Origin of the sequence: Siminovitchia sp. FSL W7-1587 (assembly GCF_037963795.1) — a bacterium.
GTDB lineage: Bacteria > Bacillota > Bacilli > Bacillales > Bacillaceae_C > Siminovitchia > Siminovitchia thermophila.
The window spans coordinates 149,922-166,226 of sequence record NZ_CP150169.1 but is presented as its reverse complement, the minus strand read 5'-3'; the positions used below and the strand labels follow the sequence as shown (position 1 = coordinate 166,226).

At 40.5% G+C, this 16,305-nt stretch carries 14 protein-coding genes; 12 read left to right on the top strand and 2 right to left on the bottom strand.

Annotated elements, in window-relative coordinates; genetic code table 11:
• Positions 1 to 64: 64 nt before the first annotated feature.
• The 8 genes from NST31_RS00780 (at position 65) to NST31_RS00745 (ending at position 8,520) form a co-directional block, all read left to right on the top strand.
• Complete coding sequence (locus NST31_RS00780) at positions 65 to 316, top strand: hypothetical protein (RefSeq protein ID WP_077113038.1); 252 nt, start codon at positions 65 to 67, stop codon at positions 314 to 316.
• Between the two features lie 828 nt (positions 317 to 1,144).
• Positions 1,145 to 1,423 (top strand): DUF485 domain-containing protein, encoded by a 279-nt coding sequence (locus NST31_RS00775; protein WP_083717645.1) that lies wholly within the window; start codon positions 1,145 to 1,147, stop codon positions 1,421 to 1,423.
• Positions 1,423 to 2,973 carry a cation acetate symporter gene (locus NST31_RS00770; RefSeq protein ID WP_077113039.1) on the top strand — a complete coding sequence of 517 codons (1,551 nt, stop codon included), beginning with the start codon at positions 1,423 to 1,425 and terminating at the stop codon, positions 2,971 to 2,973. Before NST31_RS00775 ends, NST31_RS00770 begins: the two co-directional genes overlap by 1 nt.
• On the top strand, positions 2,961 to 4,721 hold the full coding sequence (locus NST31_RS00765) for a LytS/YhcK type 5TM receptor domain-containing protein (RefSeq protein ID WP_083717646.1): 1,761 nt from the start codon (positions 2,961 to 2,963) through the stop codon (positions 4,719 to 4,721). Before NST31_RS00770 ends, NST31_RS00765 begins: the two co-directional genes overlap by 13 nt.
• Entirely contained in the window at positions 4,721 to 5,470 is a 750-nt protein-coding gene (locus tag NST31_RS00760; protein WP_077113040.1) for a LytTR family DNA-binding domain-containing protein, read from the top strand. Before NST31_RS00765 ends, NST31_RS00760 begins: the two co-directional genes overlap by 1 nt.
• 142 nt (positions 5,471 to 5,612) lie before the next feature.
• Complete coding sequence (locus tag NST31_RS00755; protein WP_077113041.1) at positions 5,613 to 5,921, top strand: DUF485 domain-containing protein; 309 nt, start codon at positions 5,613 to 5,615, stop codon at positions 5,919 to 5,921.
• Positions 5,922 to 5,923: 2 nt separating this feature from the next.
• The gene (locus NST31_RS00750) at positions 5,924 to 7,456 is read left to right on the top strand and encodes a cation acetate symporter (RefSeq protein WP_077113042.1); all 1,533 of its coding nucleotides are present in this window, start codon (positions 5,924 to 5,926) and stop codon (positions 7,454 to 7,456) included.
• Positions 7,457 to 7,929: 473 nt separating this feature from the next.
• Positions 7,930 to 8,520, top strand: a complete 591-nt coding sequence (locus NST31_RS00745) for a GrpB family protein (RefSeq protein ID WP_083717647.1) — start codon at positions 7,930 to 7,932, stop codon at positions 8,518 to 8,520.
• 187 nt (positions 8,521 to 8,707) lie between these two features.
• Here NST31_RS00745 and NST31_RS00740 read toward each other — a convergent pair whose 3' ends face one another.
• Both NST31_RS00740 and NST31_RS00735 read right to left on the bottom strand, forming a co-directional pair.
• Complete coding sequence (locus NST31_RS00740; protein WP_077113043.1) at positions 8,708 to 9,769, bottom strand: saccharopine dehydrogenase NADP-binding domain-containing protein; 1,062 nt, start codon at positions 9,767 to 9,769, stop codon at positions 8,708 to 8,710.
• 637 nt (positions 9,770 to 10,406) lie between these two features.
• Positions 10,407 to 12,191: a sigma-54-dependent Fis family transcriptional regulator gene (locus NST31_RS00735; RefSeq protein ID WP_077113044.1), complete on the bottom strand. Its 1,785-nt coding sequence runs from the start codon at positions 12,189 to 12,191 to the stop codon at positions 10,407 to 10,409.
• A 245-nt stretch (positions 12,192 to 12,436) separates the two neighbouring features.
• Here NST31_RS00735 and NST31_RS00730 point away from each other — a divergent pair, with 245 nt between their 5' ends.
• From NST31_RS00730 to NST31_RS00715, 4 genes are all read left to right on the top strand, one after another.
• Positions 12,437 to 13,462 carry an alcohol dehydrogenase catalytic domain-containing protein gene (locus NST31_RS00730; protein ID WP_077113045.1) on the top strand — a complete coding sequence of 342 codons (1,026 nt, stop codon included), beginning with the start codon at positions 12,437 to 12,439 and terminating at the stop codon, positions 13,460 to 13,462.
• Between the two features lie 19 nt (positions 13,463 to 13,481).
• Entirely contained in the window at positions 13,482 to 14,489 is a 1,008-nt protein-coding gene (locus tag NST31_RS00725) for a TRAP transporter substrate-binding protein (protein WP_077113046.1), read from the top strand.
• Positions 14,490 to 14,560: 71 nt separating this feature from the next.
• A complete protein-coding gene (locus tag NST31_RS00720) occupies positions 14,561 to 15,037 on the top strand; it encodes a TRAP transporter small permease (protein ID WP_077113047.1) in 477 nt (158 codons plus the stop codon).
• Positions 15,037 to 16,299 (top strand): TRAP transporter large permease, encoded by a 1,263-nt coding sequence (locus tag NST31_RS00715; RefSeq protein ID WP_077113048.1) that lies wholly within the window; start codon positions 15,037 to 15,039, stop codon positions 16,297 to 16,299. Before NST31_RS00720 ends, NST31_RS00715 begins: the two co-directional genes overlap by 1 nt.
• The last annotated feature ends 6 nt before the right edge of the window (positions 16,300 to 16,305 follow it).

The window sequence follows — 16,305 nt, the reverse complement described above, 5'->3', positions numbered from 1 at the left end:
AAACAATAAAAATGTCAAAGCAAAAAAGCTTTGAATGACCAAATTCCGGAGGAGATGGATTTCTATGAAGAGAATGTGGACTTCTTTATTGGCCACATTGGGAATCGGTGCGGCCATTTACGGCTTGACCCAATATCGGAATGGGCAATATATGCGCCGCATCCAGGACTTTATGAAAGATAAAAACATTCCCGGAATGGAGAAAATGGGTGGAATGTTCAATAATCGAAATGCTTTCGTCGAAATATCCGAAGAGCTGATGCCTCAGAAAGTGGCGGCCCAGCAGAAGAAGTCCAGGCAAAACAACCTGACCTAAAAGTGTACAGAAGGCGTCCAAAGGCCGAAAAATCGACCTATTGGACAGCCTCTGTCATCAAAGGCTATCAACTGTGCTTGGTGACCATTTTCACGCCATCTCGTTTTGTTCAGTCGCGATTGTTCCTCTTTTTAAATGAACAACACGATTCCCCAACCTAGACGATTCCAAAAACGATAAAGTCAATATGTGCTGTATTGTTCGATATTCAGATAAAAATAACCATTTCCCTATTTCTAAAATTGACTGTCCGGGCCATAAATAGAAGTGAGCAGAGCGTTTTTAACCCCTAAGAACTCCATTTGCGCATTACACGGATAGAAGAAACGAGTGAAGAAGATCGGCACCAAGTATCCTCAAATTTTTCATATATCAAGAGTCCACCGCAACAGCTTGTTTTAAAAATCATTCCGCACTCACTTCATGTGCAAGAACCTGTATGTTCACTCGAGTTGCTAACTTCTCGGAGTGTCTCCTTTTCCCACTTCATGTGCAAGAACCTGTATGTATACATCCTGATTATACGCCTTGTTTCATGTCTCTCTTGGAGAAACTAACCAGGGGAGCTTTTTTATGGCGGTGAGAAATTTGGTTATTAGCGATGGGGAGCTTTGGCGATTAAAGACGTAGCATCCGTCAGTTTCTTTAAATGCGAAATGAGGCGGTGGCTCAGACGATTTGTTTTTTCGTCTGTTTACTTTCGGGTTGAAAAGAGCAATCTCTTTTTCTCAATATTATGGTATAATCTAATAATGGCTACAGTTGAAAAATTCTTTATATTGGGATGTTTTTTGGTAAAATATATGTAAGAGTCTGGTGGTGCAGGCTTTGAAAGAAAAAGAAATCTTTCTGGAATTGATGAAGAAAAAGGCTCGTTTTCTTTTAGTGGTTACGTTATTTTTCATGATTTTTTATTTCAGTTTGCCATTGTTCATTTGGTTGTTCCCCCAGTTCATTGTTGTAGGGGATAAGGTTTCATTCATTCCATGGTGGTGGATTTTCGCTTTTTTGCAATTTATCATGACCTGGCTGCTTGGCTGGATCTATTACAGAAAATTAAAAAGATACGATAAGATGGTTGAATTGTTGAAACAGGGGAATGGGTAATGAATTATATTTACTTCTTCTTTTTTCTTTGTATCATCATATGCACACTCATTATTACGCACTGGGCCGCAATGCGTGATAAAACAACATCTCAATTTTATACGGCGTCCGGCCATTTGACAGGGGTGCAAAATGGACTGGCCATCGCGGGGGATTATATAAGTGCTGCCTCTTTTTTGGGCATTACGGGTGCCATTGCTCTTCATGGTTATGACGGCTTTTTATATTCCATTGGTTTTCTGGCGTCGTATTTATTTGTGTTATTTCTTGTTGCGGAACCTGTCAAAAATTTGGGGAAATATTCTCTCGGAGATGTCATCTGCAGCCGCTTTCCCAGTGATAAAATCCGGCTGATGATGGCAGGGGGAACGTTTTTTGTTTCTTTATTTTATATGATACCGCAACTGGTCGCATCGGGACTGTTGATTCGCTTGCTGCTCGGTATTGATTATTCGATATCAGTATTGATCATTGGAAGCTTAATGACTGTATATGTCATTCTGGGCGGAATGGTTGCGACATCGTGGGTGCAAATTATCAAAACAGTCCTGCTCATGTCAGGAACATTTCTTGTCTCTTTGCTCGTGTTGGCGCGTTTTGATTGGCAAGTGGCTGAACTAATTCGCCAGGTAAAGTTGGGAACGCCGCTTGCTGACCAGTTTTTCGTTCCAGGAAACTTATTTCATGATTTTTTGGAAATGTTTTCATTACAAATGGCGCTCATACTGGGTACCGCCGGTTTGCCACATATTCTGATCAGGTTTTTTACGGTGAAAAACACCGTGGAGGTACGAAAGTCTGTTATCACTGCCACGTGGATCATCGGTTGTTTTTATGTGATGACACTCATTTTGGGCTTGGGCACTGTGGCATTGGTGAATTGGAAGCAGCTTGTCGCCGCGGACCCGACTGGAAACCTCGCCGCTCCTTTGCTTGCCAAAGTGCTGGGGGGAGACTTTTTGCTTGCTTTTATTTCTGCTTTGGCATTTACAACGATTGTAGCCGTTGTTACTGGCCTTGTCATATCGGCAACAATTGCTCTTTCGCATGATGTATATCACCATATCATTAAAAAAGGCACTGCAACAGAAAAGCAGCAGCTCAGAATGGCAAAAGTCGCGGCTGTGGGCATTGGTCTTGTGGCAACTATATTTTCGCTCGGGTTGGAAAACATCAACGTTACATTTCTCGTCTCCCTGACTTTTGTCATTGCCGCCTCCAGTATCTTGCCCGTCATCATATTTACACTGTACTGGAAGCGCTTTAATGAGGCTGGGGCATTGGCCGGCATGTTTTGCGGGTTTATTACATCCATCATTCTTGTATCTTTTGGGCCGCATATTATGAATATCGAGAGTGGATGGATCGCAAGGGAAGCTCTTATTCCACTGGAAAACCCTGGAATCATTGCCATTCCCGCCGGATTTATCGGGGCGGTTGCAGGAACATATTTATCGCGAAAAAAAGAAGACGCACACCAATTTGCCAGAACTTTCGTGCGCGCTCAAACCGGAATTGACACAAGGGGGCGTGGCTGGTGGGATTCTTGACAATGATATTGGTGCAGCGGCTCGGGCTTTTGTTAATATCCGCTTTTTTAGTTTCACGAATTCCCGGCTTTCGATCTTTGTTGGATCGGGAAATGGATGTCAAAACGACAATTGTGCATTCGGTTATTTACGGGTTGTTCGGTATTGTGGGTACAATATCGGGTGTCGTTTTTGAGGATGGGGAAATCGTCTCAAATTTTATCTTTTCCCCTGTTGAGGATGACCAATTACTTGTCAGCTCAAGTCTTGTTCCCATTGTCATAGCCGGACTGTTAGGCGGGCCGGCCGTTGGTATGGGGGCAGGATGGATTGCCGGCATCCACCTCTTTTTCCTTGGCGGAATGGGCTATTCGGCAAGCTGCCTGGTTAATATTCTTACAGGTCTGTTAGTTGGAATGACTGCCAGATTTTTTGCGCAGGAACGGGTCATTTCTCCTTTAAAGGCCCTTTTTATTGGCATCTTTCCACCTATTTTACAAATGGGACTTCTGCTTATATTTAATCCCCATTCCGCTTTTATTTTACATGTTGTCGATCAAGTAAGCTTGCCGCTTGTTTTTTCGAACAGTGTTGCCATTGCCATCTTTACTGCCATGATTGCCGCTGCGATTAATGAACAGGAGCGGGAGGCAGCTTCAGAAACCAAAAGGGCGCTTACCATTGCAGAAGATGCGCTCCCATATTTGAAAAAAGAGTCGCAGATTGACATGGCTCGGGGAATAGCGGAGTTGTTGTATAAAAGGTTGAAAGTGGCTGCGGTATCGGTGTCCAATTGTGAGAAAGTATTGGCTTATGTGGGCCTTGGGGACGATCATCACCAGACCGGAGACCCCCTGCAGGATGATGTTGCCGAAGAAGTGATGCGGACGGGAGAAGTGAAAGTGGCTTATACGAAAGAACATATCCATTGCCCGCATCCCCACTGCCCGCTACAGGCGGTCATTGTTCTGCCGATAAAAGAAGCAAATAAAACAATACAATTGATCCATCTATATTTTAGAAAATCACAGCATATAAGAGCCGTGGAAATTGTGTTGGCTGAAGGTCTCGGCAAATTATTGTCTAATCAGCTTGCGGTCGCGAGATCCGAAAAGTTGCAAACGCTCATCCGTGATGCGGAACTTAGAAATATGGAAGCCCAAATTAATCCTCATTTCCTCTTTAATACACTGCATTTGATCGCCACTCTTTTTCGGACGGATCCCGAAAAAGCAAGGCATTTAACAGTGCAGCTTGGAAGTTTCATGAGATTTAATCTGCGCCTGGCTGCGAATTCTCTTGTTGAACTGAAAAAGGAATGTGAACATGTCCAATCATATATAGCCATTATTCAAGCGCGATTCTTGGATCGGGTTACGATCAGTTTTTCTCCTTATGAAGGAAAAGGGGAGGCACTTCTTCCTCCATCAACCATCCAGCCCTTAGTGGAAAACAGCATTCATCATGGATTAAAAAACGTTGCCAAAGGAGGAATCATAAGGATTGATATGAAAGAGATGCATGGGAAGCTTCGAATAACTGTGTATGATAATGGAATAGGATTTTCGAGCACATTACTTTCCCGTGCGGGACATGCGCCGATCGAGAGTGAGCGGGAAGGCGGCACAGGTTTGTATAATGTGAATCAACGGTTAATTGGAATGCTTGGTGAGGATTCGAGACTTCAGATTCGAAATCACCCAAAGGGCGGATGCGAAGTGTTTTTTGATATTCCGCTTATTTCTCAAGAAAGGAGGCATCTGGCCTAATGATCAGGGTAATGGTTGCTGAAGATGAGCGCCTCGCAAGGGAAGAGCTCATTTACTTGTTGCAGCAGGAAGAGGGCCTTGTTTTATGTCCCAGCGCAGAAACAGGTGAACAATTGCTGGAATTATATGAAAAATATAAACCGGATGTTGTTTTTTTGGATATTCAAATGCCGAAAATGTCCGGGGTACACGTGGCAAAAGAAATTTTTAAAAAAGAAAAAATCCCGCCACTTTTTATATTTACGACTGCGTATGATGATTATGCGGTTGACGCATTTGAAGTGGAAGCAGTGGACTATTTATTAAAACCTTATGATCAGGAACGGTTAAAGCAAGCGATTAAGAGGGTGGTGCGCAGGCTGAATCAAGAAGCCGCCCAAAAAGAAAAAAGCCGTGGTTCGGTAAATTCCAAAACGAAATCCAAGTTGTTGATCGATGATGGGGAGCGGGTAGTCGTATTGTCTCCTGACACCATTTGCTACGCAACGAGAGTAGAGCGAGTTGTGGAAATTCATACGAAAGACGAGCTGTTTCACGGCAGAATGACACTTCAAGAACTGGAAGACAGACTGAAAGGCTATCCTTTTTTTCGTCCCCACCGGAGCTATTTAGTCAACTTGGATTATATTCAGGAGATCAAGCCGTGGTTTAACGGTGCCTATAATTTGATTTTAAAGGATGGGAAAGAAACGAGCATACCAGTAAGCCGCCATGCCCAAAAAAAGTTGTTCCAAATTCTTGAAGAATAAATGTAACCGTTTGCAAACATATTTATGCCACTCGCACAAATATTCAGGCAAATCACGACGATAATGCCACCACACTCCCTTTTTTGTATATAGTTATATTAATCTTTTTTCACAAATTTTTAATAATAGGGGGTGCAAAAGAGTGGCAAATTATGATAAAATCGCCTGCACAAAAGAATTTGTCGAATTAAAGCGTTCCAAGATGAAATTTATTTGGCCAATCGTTATTTTGTTTTTCTGTTTGTATTTATCGTTTCCATTAATGGCCGCATATGCGAAACCGTTAATGAGCAAATTCCTTTTTGGCAATATTACATTCGGATATTTATTTGGGGTGTCCCTGTATTTTGTTGCTTGGGCACTGGCCTTTGTTTATTTCTTGAAAGCAAAAGGCTTTGATCAAAAAGCAAAAGCACTCGTTGAAAAGTACAGGCATCAAAAGGGGGCATAAATATGGGAGCGCATTCATTCGGCATTATTTTATTTGTGGCAATTGTAGCAGCAACCATTTATATTACGCTGTGGGCGGCCAAACGAAATAAAAGTACTTCTGATTTTTATACAGCCGGCCGTTCTCTGACAGGATGGCAAAATGGTCTTGCCATATCCGGCGACTATTTGAGTGCTGCCTCTTTTCTGGGCATTGCCGGGCTGGTTGCATTGAACGGGTATGACGGCTTTTTGTATGCCGTAGGATGGATGGTTGGCTATGTCATTGTGTTATATGTCGTAGCGGAACCACTTAGAAACTCAGGGAAATTTACTGTGGCAGACGTGCTGGCGTCACGACTCAAAGAGCGGCCCATCAGAATGATGACTGCCACGGTCACATTAGTAGTAACATTGTTTTATATGGTTGCCCAAATGGTGGGAGCGGGAGGCATCATCCAGCTATTGGTGGGAATACCGTACGAAATATCGGTTATTTTGATTGGGGCCTTAATGATCTTATATGTCATGCTCGGCGGCATGCTTGCCACTAGCTGGGTACAGATCATTAAAGCGGTGTTGTTAATGTTTGCTACGCTTATTCTCGTTTTGTTTGTAGCGATGATTTTTAAGTTCAATATATCAGGTTTATTCGGAGAAGTCGTTGCCAGCAACGGGGCGGAATTCTTATCTCCGGGACTGCTGTATAAAAATCCGGTTGATCTGTTGTCTCTTGGGATGGCACTTATTTTGGGAACAGCGGGCCTGCCGCATATTTTAATTCGCTTTTACACGGTTCCTTCTGCCCAGGAAGCGAGAAAGTCCGTAATATGGGCAATGATTTTAATCGGGGTCTTCTACATCATGATCGCTCTTGTCGGGTTTGCCGCGTCGGTTCTTGTCGGGCCGGATGCCATTCGGGCGGCGGACCAGGGCGGAAACATGGCAGCTCCACTTTTGGCGCAGTTTATAGGCGGGGGAGAAGGAACACTTGGCGGAGAGATCTTTATGTCGCTCATTTCGGCAGTTTCATTTGCCACGATCGTCGCTGTTGTTGCCGGGCTCGTTATCGCTGGTTCCGGTGCTTTTGCCCACGATATTTATACAAACGTCATTAAACGTGGAAAGGTAGATAGTAAAAAGCAATTTAAAGTGGCAAGAAACACAGCTCTTGCAATCGGAGCCATTTCCATCGCACTTGGCATTGTCGCCAAAGGGATGAATGTTGCCTATTTGGTTGTCTTGGCCTTTGCCGTCGGTGCCAGCGCCAACTTGCCGGTCATCATTTTCTCTCTTTATTGGAGAAGGTTCAATACAGCCGGGGCAATTGCTGGTATGCTTGCCGGAATGGTAAGTGCTGTAACCCTTGTATTTATCGGGCCCAGCGTCATGGGGGAAAATGCCATATTCCCGCTGGCCAATCCCGGTATCATCAGCATACCGTTAGGCTTCCTCACCTCTATTGTGGTCACATTAATCACAAAGCCAGAATCTTCAGCTGAGAAATTCGATGAGTTGGATGTAAAATCGAATACCGGCTTGGGAGCGGAAATGTAACGATTTAATAGCCATTGAAATGCGCTGTTTCAAAAGAAACTTCTTTTGGAACAGTGCTTGTCTTTGTTTCCAATCTATCATGCTCCATAAAAAAAGCATCATTCCGTTTGGGAAGAAGGCCTGCTAGGATACTTTTTCAACCTTTGTATTTGCCAATCGTTTTCCACTTTCGGCAGCTCCACACTTTTTTGGTTCTATGTCAAGTGTTGGGAAGGGTGAGATTCCACCTCACTCCACCCAAAGGGTAGAGCCACTTTTTAAAGGATATGCCGGATGATACAAGATAACCAGTCGATCTTTTTCATAAAGAAAAAACGCCATTGAAAAATAGCTTTTTACCAAAAGGACTGCATGATTGAATTGCCTGCAATCCAACCATGGAGTCGAGGATTGAGATGGATTCGTTCATTTATTGTCAATAAACAGTTATTATGGTACGCTTGAAAGCTAATTTACCGGCAGGGGGAGTTTAGATGTCAGCGATGCAGGATGATTCGAGATTTATAGCCAAGAGTGATGAAGAGCTTCAGAAGGTCACGCTGGGAGAGCGGCAACCGCATAACGCACCCATCACTCTTGTCGAGTATGATTCGTGCTGGCCCAAGTTATTCGCACGAGAAGCGAACCGGATTCGGACTGTACTTGGCGACGAAGCATTGCTTGTAGAGCATGTCGGATCGACATCGGTGCCAGGATTATGCGCCAAGCCTATTATCGATATGCTGCTGGTCGTGGCGGATGCAGCCGATGAGGCGGCCTATGTCCCGGATTTGGAGGAAGCCGGCTACATGTTGCGTATCCGCGAGCCCGAGTGGTTTGAGCACCGTCTGTTCAAGGGACCCGATATTGATATCAACCTCCACGTATTCAGCGCAGGAGTGTCTGAGATCGAACGAATGCTGCGCTTCCGTGATTGGCTGCGGACCAATCATACTGATCGGGACAAATACGCACGCGCCAAGCGCGCTTTGGCACAACGCAAGTGGCGGCATGTGCAGCATTACGCGGATGCGAAAACCTCGATTATTCACCAGATTATGGCTCGGGCGAACGCAGATGTGTAGCTTGATATAAATAAACCCTGTCTGCATCGCTGGCAGGGCTTATTTTTACGTTATACTCAAGGGGACAGATCACACTAGTGAAACCATTTTTATAAGAAAACAACTTTGGAAAAATGCACTATAACGACTAGGCGGTAAAGTCTCAGTCGAAAGCTGGATACGTTAGCAGGTCTACTAATATAGCAATTTACTTTTCAAATTCCTCCACTACAATGTTGCTGCAATTTATTTCAGATAACAGTTCATCTAAATGTACTACCTCAAAAGGATAAATGACACCTTGCAACTTTTTTTGTTGAGCAATTTTTGTTAAGGAAGCAGTAACCATTGCTGTTGTATGATAATCAGAAAAGGTAGATAAAGATACTATTTTTACCTTCTCTTTGTTATTAATGATTCCTTTTACCTCAACGGTAAGAAAAGCATTTTCATTTTTATTTGGATTATGTTTAACTATTTGGGATAAAAATGTATGATTTAACTTATGAATTACTTCAATAAATCCAATTTGTCTTAGAAAAGAAACTAATGTATTGAAAGCATTAACATTCCAACAAGTCCAATAATTTATAGAATGAATTGCTAATTGGTTTTGTAAGACGATTTTTTCTGAATGATGTATAAGTCTAAGCTCTTTTTCTTTAAGGTGATTAGCAAAATACATTTTTCTCTTTTTAGTAAATCCAGGTATCATTTTATTTTCAAAGCTTACTTGTTGAGAAACAATCTTTAACATATCTAACATTCCAGTTATTCCTGCTTGAGCATTAGTATTTTGTAACAATCCAACATTAACTTCTATTATTTCATCGAAATTTGAAACAGCTTTTTTTACCATTAATCCTGATAAACCAGGGAAAAATCCTGACATTACAATAGAACCTGTATCATTATTTTCCGCCATTTGATTTACAATATTTACTTTCTCTACAAAGTCATAAAATGGGGTAACGTCTACACATAATATCTTGTTATTCATACAAACTTCTTGAATAGTTGGATTTTTTTGTTTTAATACAACTACTACAACATCAATATTTTTAATAACTTGCTTTACATTCTCAATGTTATTTACATCTAAATATTTGAATTCAACATCATTTTTCAAAGAATTTGCTAACTGTTTCCCTCTCTCGTTTTTATAATCGGTTACTATTAGCTTTATTTGATTATCAAATACCCGTATTAATTCAATACAAATTAATTTACCAAGAACCCCAGACGCCCCAATAACCATCATTTTTCTCATATCAGCAAATCACCCATTTGTTTTTGTGTTTTAACCATATTTTATAGTAAAAATGATTAAACTATCCTGCTCCGATAGAGTACTAAATACCATACAGCGAATTTTGATAAGCGTAGACTGCGATACATTTCTGTCACTTCAAAAACAAAGAATGTCCATAGAACTCTTTGGTGTTATGTTTTGTACTTTCGCATTCAAAGCCTTCTTTAAAACGTGCTTCTTACCAGCGAAGTAGAGGAAGGTTCAACATAGCGTTTTATTCATTGAAACACTCGTTCTTTCTCTGTATGTAATAAATTGCTAACGCCTTACTCATCTTTAAACCCTCCAATGCGGATATCCGTTCCAATTATAACAACGTTTTTGAAAAGGTATCAAATATCACACTAATCTTTAACAGAGCTATTAAAGGTTCAAATATCTACACTAATCTTTAACAGTGCCATTCAAAAGAAATACAGTTTCAACAGTTCCCATCCAATCGTCACTATGGATCAATAGGACCGCATATTTTTTGGCGCCGAATTTGACATACCCGTTATATGGCCGATGGAAAGGAGGCTGTAAAAGCTTAAACAAGCAGGGCGACCCAAACAGGAAGCCGGTCGCAAACAACCGGCTTGACAGGAGAGGCTGTTTAATATTTCAGCTTTCTCCAAAGGGTACTGCGGCTTATTCCCAGTCGCTGGGCAGCCCTTGATTGATTGTAATTTTCATCCGATAACACTTTTTCAATAATTTCTTTATTTATTTCATCCAGTGTTTTATGTCCATGGAGGACTGGATTAATGATCTCAGTCTCTTCTATTTTTTCGTTAGCCAACACCTTTTCGATGGTTTCGTCAGCGATATAAAAATCATCTGTTAATAAAAAGGCTTTTTCAATAATTCGTTTCAACTGGATCAAATTGTATGTCCAGTGAAAATGTTGCAAAAGGTGGATTGCCTCCGGCTCTAATCCAAGAATTTGCTTTCCATATTTGGGCATTAAATCGCTTAAAAATATACTTACCAGACTGGGAATATCTTCCTTTCTTTCATTTAGGGCAGGCAAAGTCAACGGGAAGGCAGATAATTCATTTTGAATAAATTGCATTAAAGAACCCTGATCAAAGGAATGGGAATAACCACTCATACAGGAAAAAATAAAACGATTTCTTTTATGGACGTATGTGTTAGTTAAATAAGATTCTAAAAGCAATTGGCTATCTTCATTTAGCAGATGCATATTTTTGAAATAAAATGTAAAGTTCTCATTGAGAAAAGGAGAGTTTTCTGATTCAAAAATGGCACTCCATTTTTTTTCATTCATATAATGTGCGTCAATTATAATCATGGGCTGTTTCTGATAATTACTGCCGTGGTAGATGGCTTTGGCGAACGTATCTTTTCCAGTGCCTTTTTTGCCAAATAAGATGATCGGCATGTTTGTTTTAGAAACAGTTTTTGCGTCTTGAATCACTTTTTTAAATAATTTATTGGATGTTGGCAAAGAATCCAGTAGAATAGTCGGCTCATCTGAGACATTTGTGTAAATAACCGACTTGTCAACGGGCTTAATTTTCGATTTTTGTTTATTAATGTAAAAGGTGGGATAGCTTAATCCGTTCGATGAGATCATTTTTCCATGGAAAAGGTATAACTCACTTCCCAATGGCTTCATAATCGTTACTTTCTTTTCTTGCGTTAACATATCGACGTGCTTTTCCGCTTCGGAAATGATCATCTCCTTTATTTCTTTTGGTTCATCTACATTGGAAAATGCGATATCTTTTTTTCCATTAAATGCGATTATATGATCATTCACGTTTCGAATAATGTTGTGAGTTAACAGAATTTTTTCTTTAAATGTGGATATATGCTTAAACAGCTGGATAATATCGGTAAAGGCGGTTATGACACTTTCTCTTCCAGATGTAACAAGTATCGTATTTAATCCCATTTTTTTGGCATGCTTGACAGTAATAACATCACCAATGATCAAACTGATACCGCGTTCAATTAATTCATGAAGACAGTCATCGATTTCTGAAATGGAATGCACCGTTTTTATTTCCAGATGTTCGCCATGATTTAGTTGGCTAATGATTTTTGTTGTATCGGTTATACTTTTAAAACCAACAATTCCAAACTTTCCAGAATAACTTTTAGCTAATTTAATCGCCCGCATCATGTCGATTGCGGAAAGTTTAATATCAATCACGGGAAGGTGGGTTATTTCTTTAATTAATTCAGCAGTTCCCGCTCTTGATATAATCACATCAAAATCCTCGTATTTTTTTTCTTCTGCTATTTTTACGCCATCCAGCATATCTCCCACAAAAGCGTGAACTTCCAACTCTTTCATGTCTTCGGCAATTTCACAAATGAGATCTTTCATTCCGTTATACGGCGCAATTACCAGAATTTTTATTTTATTCATGATGCTGCCTCCCTCCATCTATTTGACTTTTTCCTATCGTAACATACTAACCATATTTTCATTATAGTATCAAATTAAAACAGATCAATGGAAAATTTTGTTAGTAAAAATCGCAAAATGTTTCAATTTGATACAAAAAACACTGTATATGTGCTAGAAAGCATTTGGTTGTGTGCTAAAATGAAATTGTGAAACATGTCATACATAATATATTTTGTAATCTAGTACGTGTTGGAGGGAAATGGATGAAAGCTGCAGTAGTAGTTGAACCGAATAAAGTGGAAATCCAAGATATTGGTATTCCAGAAATAAAGGGTGATGAAGTATTAATTAAAGTGAAAACAGTTGGTGTCTGTGGTTCAGATCTGCATTTATTTAAAGGAACCCATGCATTTAGAAAGCCTCCTGCGGTTTTAGGACATGAAGTAGCAGGTGAAATCATTAAGATAGGAAATGATGTCACGAATTTTAAAGTGGGTGATCGTGTCACGGTTGAACCACATATTGGCTGTGGCAAGTGCGAGTACTGTATAAAAAACCTCATTAATTTATGTAGCAATAAATGTGTTCCCGGAACGGAGAGCTGGGGTGGTACGTTTGCTGATTACTTTAACGCTCCCCAAAACAAAGTGTATAAAATAGCCGATCATATAAGTGACGAAATTGCTACTTTAATAGAGCCGCTTGCAGTTGGAATTCATGCTATCGAGCGAATTTCTGTTCCAGAAAGAGACACAATTGCTATTCTTGGCTCTGGAACGATCGGACTGCTCACATTGGTTGCTGCGAGGGAAGCAGGGTACAAGCACATTATTTGTACAGATACTCAGCCATTTAACTTGAAAATGGCAGAAAGGCATGGAGCTGCATTGGCTTTAAATCCTTTAGAGGAAGATGTGGCGGCTAAGATTTTAGAGTTTACAAACGGGAGGGGAGTAGATGTAGCGATTGTAGCGGCAGATTCCAAGGTGATTGTGGATCAAGCTGCGTCGATTGTGAGAAAAAGAGGGGAAGTTGGGATTGTGGCCATGATTACGCAGCAAATCCCAGTAAATACATATCAATTTGTTTTTAACGAAATCTCGTTGTTTGGCGCTATGACTTATGAAACAAAAGACTTTAAAAAAGCATGTAAGCTAATCAATGAGGGGCTTGATATTAGTGATTTCATAACGCAGCGTTTGCCACTAAATCAATCACAACAAGCCTTGGATATTCTAAGCGAGAAAAAAGAAAACGTAGTAAAAGTAATCGTTGAAGTAAATCAATAATCAGGAAGGAAGCAGCATCATGAAAAAAATATCTTACAAGTTAATCGCATTAATGATTTTGGTTGGTCTCATCATAGCGGGATGTTCTAATGATAAGTCATCCTCCAAGGATGGAAAAGATGATGTGTTAGTGTTAAAGCTAGGTCACATTCAATCAGAAAATGACCTATGGCAAGATGGAGCTGAAAAGTTTAAAGAAGAAGTGGAAGAAGCTTCTGATGGAAAAATCAAAATTGAAATTTATCCTAACTCTACCCTTGGCGGAGATAGAGATATGGCAGAAGGATTGCAAGTAGGAACGGTTGACTTTGCCTTGATTGCTGGAGTTTTAGGGAATTTTGAACCCTCAATTCAGTTATTGGAGTTGCCTTATATTTTCCGCAATGAAGAAGATTATCAAAAAATCGTCAATGGAGAAGTTGGACAGGAAATTGTTGATCGAGTTCTAAAAGCTTCCGATATTCGGATATTGGACTTTTGGGAACGTGGCCCGCGCCATATTACAGCCAATAAACCAATCAATACATTGGATGATCTGCAAGGCTTGAAAATGAGAATACCAGAAATAAAAGCAATGGAGCATACATGGAAAGGACTGGGCGCTGCTCCGACCACGATGGCATGGAATGAGGTTTATACAGGATTGGAACAAAACGTAATAGAAGCACAAGAAAACCCGATTCCATTTATTTATGGTGGCCGAATTCATGAGGTGCAAAAGTATATTGCTTTAACGGCGCACAAATATGAGTATGTCACATTGGCGATGAGTGACAGCACTTGGTCCAAACTAACGAAAGAACAACAAAAAATAATTGAGCAAGCTGCTGAGAAAGCTACGGAATTTGAGAATAAATTAGTTAGTGAGCAAACTGAGAAATTACTCGACGAAATGAAAGGTGAAGGGTTGGAAGTAACAAAACCGAATATTGACGAGTTTGCAGAGGCGGCAAGAGCCACACATGAGGACTTTGCAAAAACAGTTGACCTGGATCTTTACCATAAAATCATGAAAGAACTTGAATGATAAAAAGTAATGGGAGTAGAGTCTATCTTTGCTCCCTTCATTTTTCATTTCGATAGTTGGGGGGATTTCCCATGAAAAAACTTGATGGTATTCTTGTAAAATTACTGTTTTATATTTGTGGCTTTTTAATGTTTTTAATGACCGCAGTCGTTACAGCTCAAGTTGTTTCCAGGTATGTATTTGACAATCCATTTTCTTGGACAGAAGAGCTGGGTAGATATACTTTTGTTTGGGTATCTTTTTTAGGTATGGCGGCAGCTATTAAAATCGGTTCACATATTGCCCTGGATATGTTAGTACGAGCATTAAAAGGATTGAGCAGAAAAATTCTTGCGGTATTTAATAACCTGCTTGTTCTTATTTTTGCCGTTTTTTTAACGATTAGTGGATTTAACTTAGTTGAATTGGGAGCGAGACAACATAGTCCATCACTGGGTTTGCCAATGGATATTGTATACATAGTCATTCCAATTTCCGGACTGCTGCTCATTTACTTTGTATTAAGTGAAACAATCCAAGTGGTCATAGGGAAGGAGGATGGCGTGTAATGGCGGCAATATTGTTTGGCTTATTTCTCGTGCTTTTAATACTGGGTGTGCCAATTGGATTTGTTTTGGCACTATCGTCTGTCGGCGCCATGTTCTCAGCAGATTATCCACTTGTTATATTGAGTCAGCGCCTTTTTACAGCATTGGATTCATTTCCGTTTATGGCCATCCCGCTTTTTATGCTGGCAGGCTCCATTATGAGCCACGGAGGTATAACGAAAAGAATTGTGGATTTTGCCCTATCCATATTTGGAAATATTAAAGGAGCGTTGGCTCATGTTGTTGCCACGAGTGGGATCATGATGGGTGGTATTTCTGGTTCCGGGGTGGCTGATACGGCTGCTTTGGGAGCGGTGATGGTTCCCGAGATGAAAAAAAGAAAGTATGATGCTGGTTTTTCCGCGGCTTTAGTGGCAGCATCTGGAAGCATAGGACTTATTATTCCACCGAGTATTGCCTTAATTATTTATGGTGTGACAACCCAATCATCCATTGGCGATCTCTTCGTTGCGGGGATTATTCCAGGTGTCGCCATTGGAGTGGGTTTCTTTATTTATTCCTATTTTGTGGCACGCAAGAAGGATTATCCCAAGGAAGGAAAAGTAAGTGCTAAAGGTGTTTGGACAAGCTTTAAAAAAGCGGTCTGGTCCCTGTTAATGCCTGTTATCATCATATTAGGAATTCGTGGGGGCGTTTTCACCGCGACTGAAGGCGGAGCGATTATTTCCGTTTATGCTTTTTTCATTAGTGCCTTTATTTATAAAGAAATCAAATTAAAAGACATCCCTAAAATTTTCTACGATGCGGCACTTAGTACGGCGGTCATATCGACAATCATTGCTTCTACATCTTTGTTTGGGTGGTTATTATCCAGTGAACAAATTCCGCAAAAGATTACTGCTTTTCTATTGGGCATAACCGATAATCCCATCTTGTTGCTTCTTATTATCAATCTACTGTTATTAATCGTAGGTATGTTTTTGGACAGCGGCCCGGCCATTATGTTATTGGCTCCTATATTGGCTCCTGTTGCCCAGAGTTTAGGTGTGGATATGGTACAGTTCGGAATCATAATGGTGATTAACCTTACAATTGGCTTATTGACACCGCCAGTTGGCACGTCCATGTATGTTGCCAGCAATGTTTCAGGGGTTCCTATCATGCGGCTTGCAAAAAAATTAATGCCGTTTTGGCTTATTATGATCACTGTTCTGTTACTCATTACCTTTATTCCAGGAATAACAACAATGGTTATTCAATAGACAAGA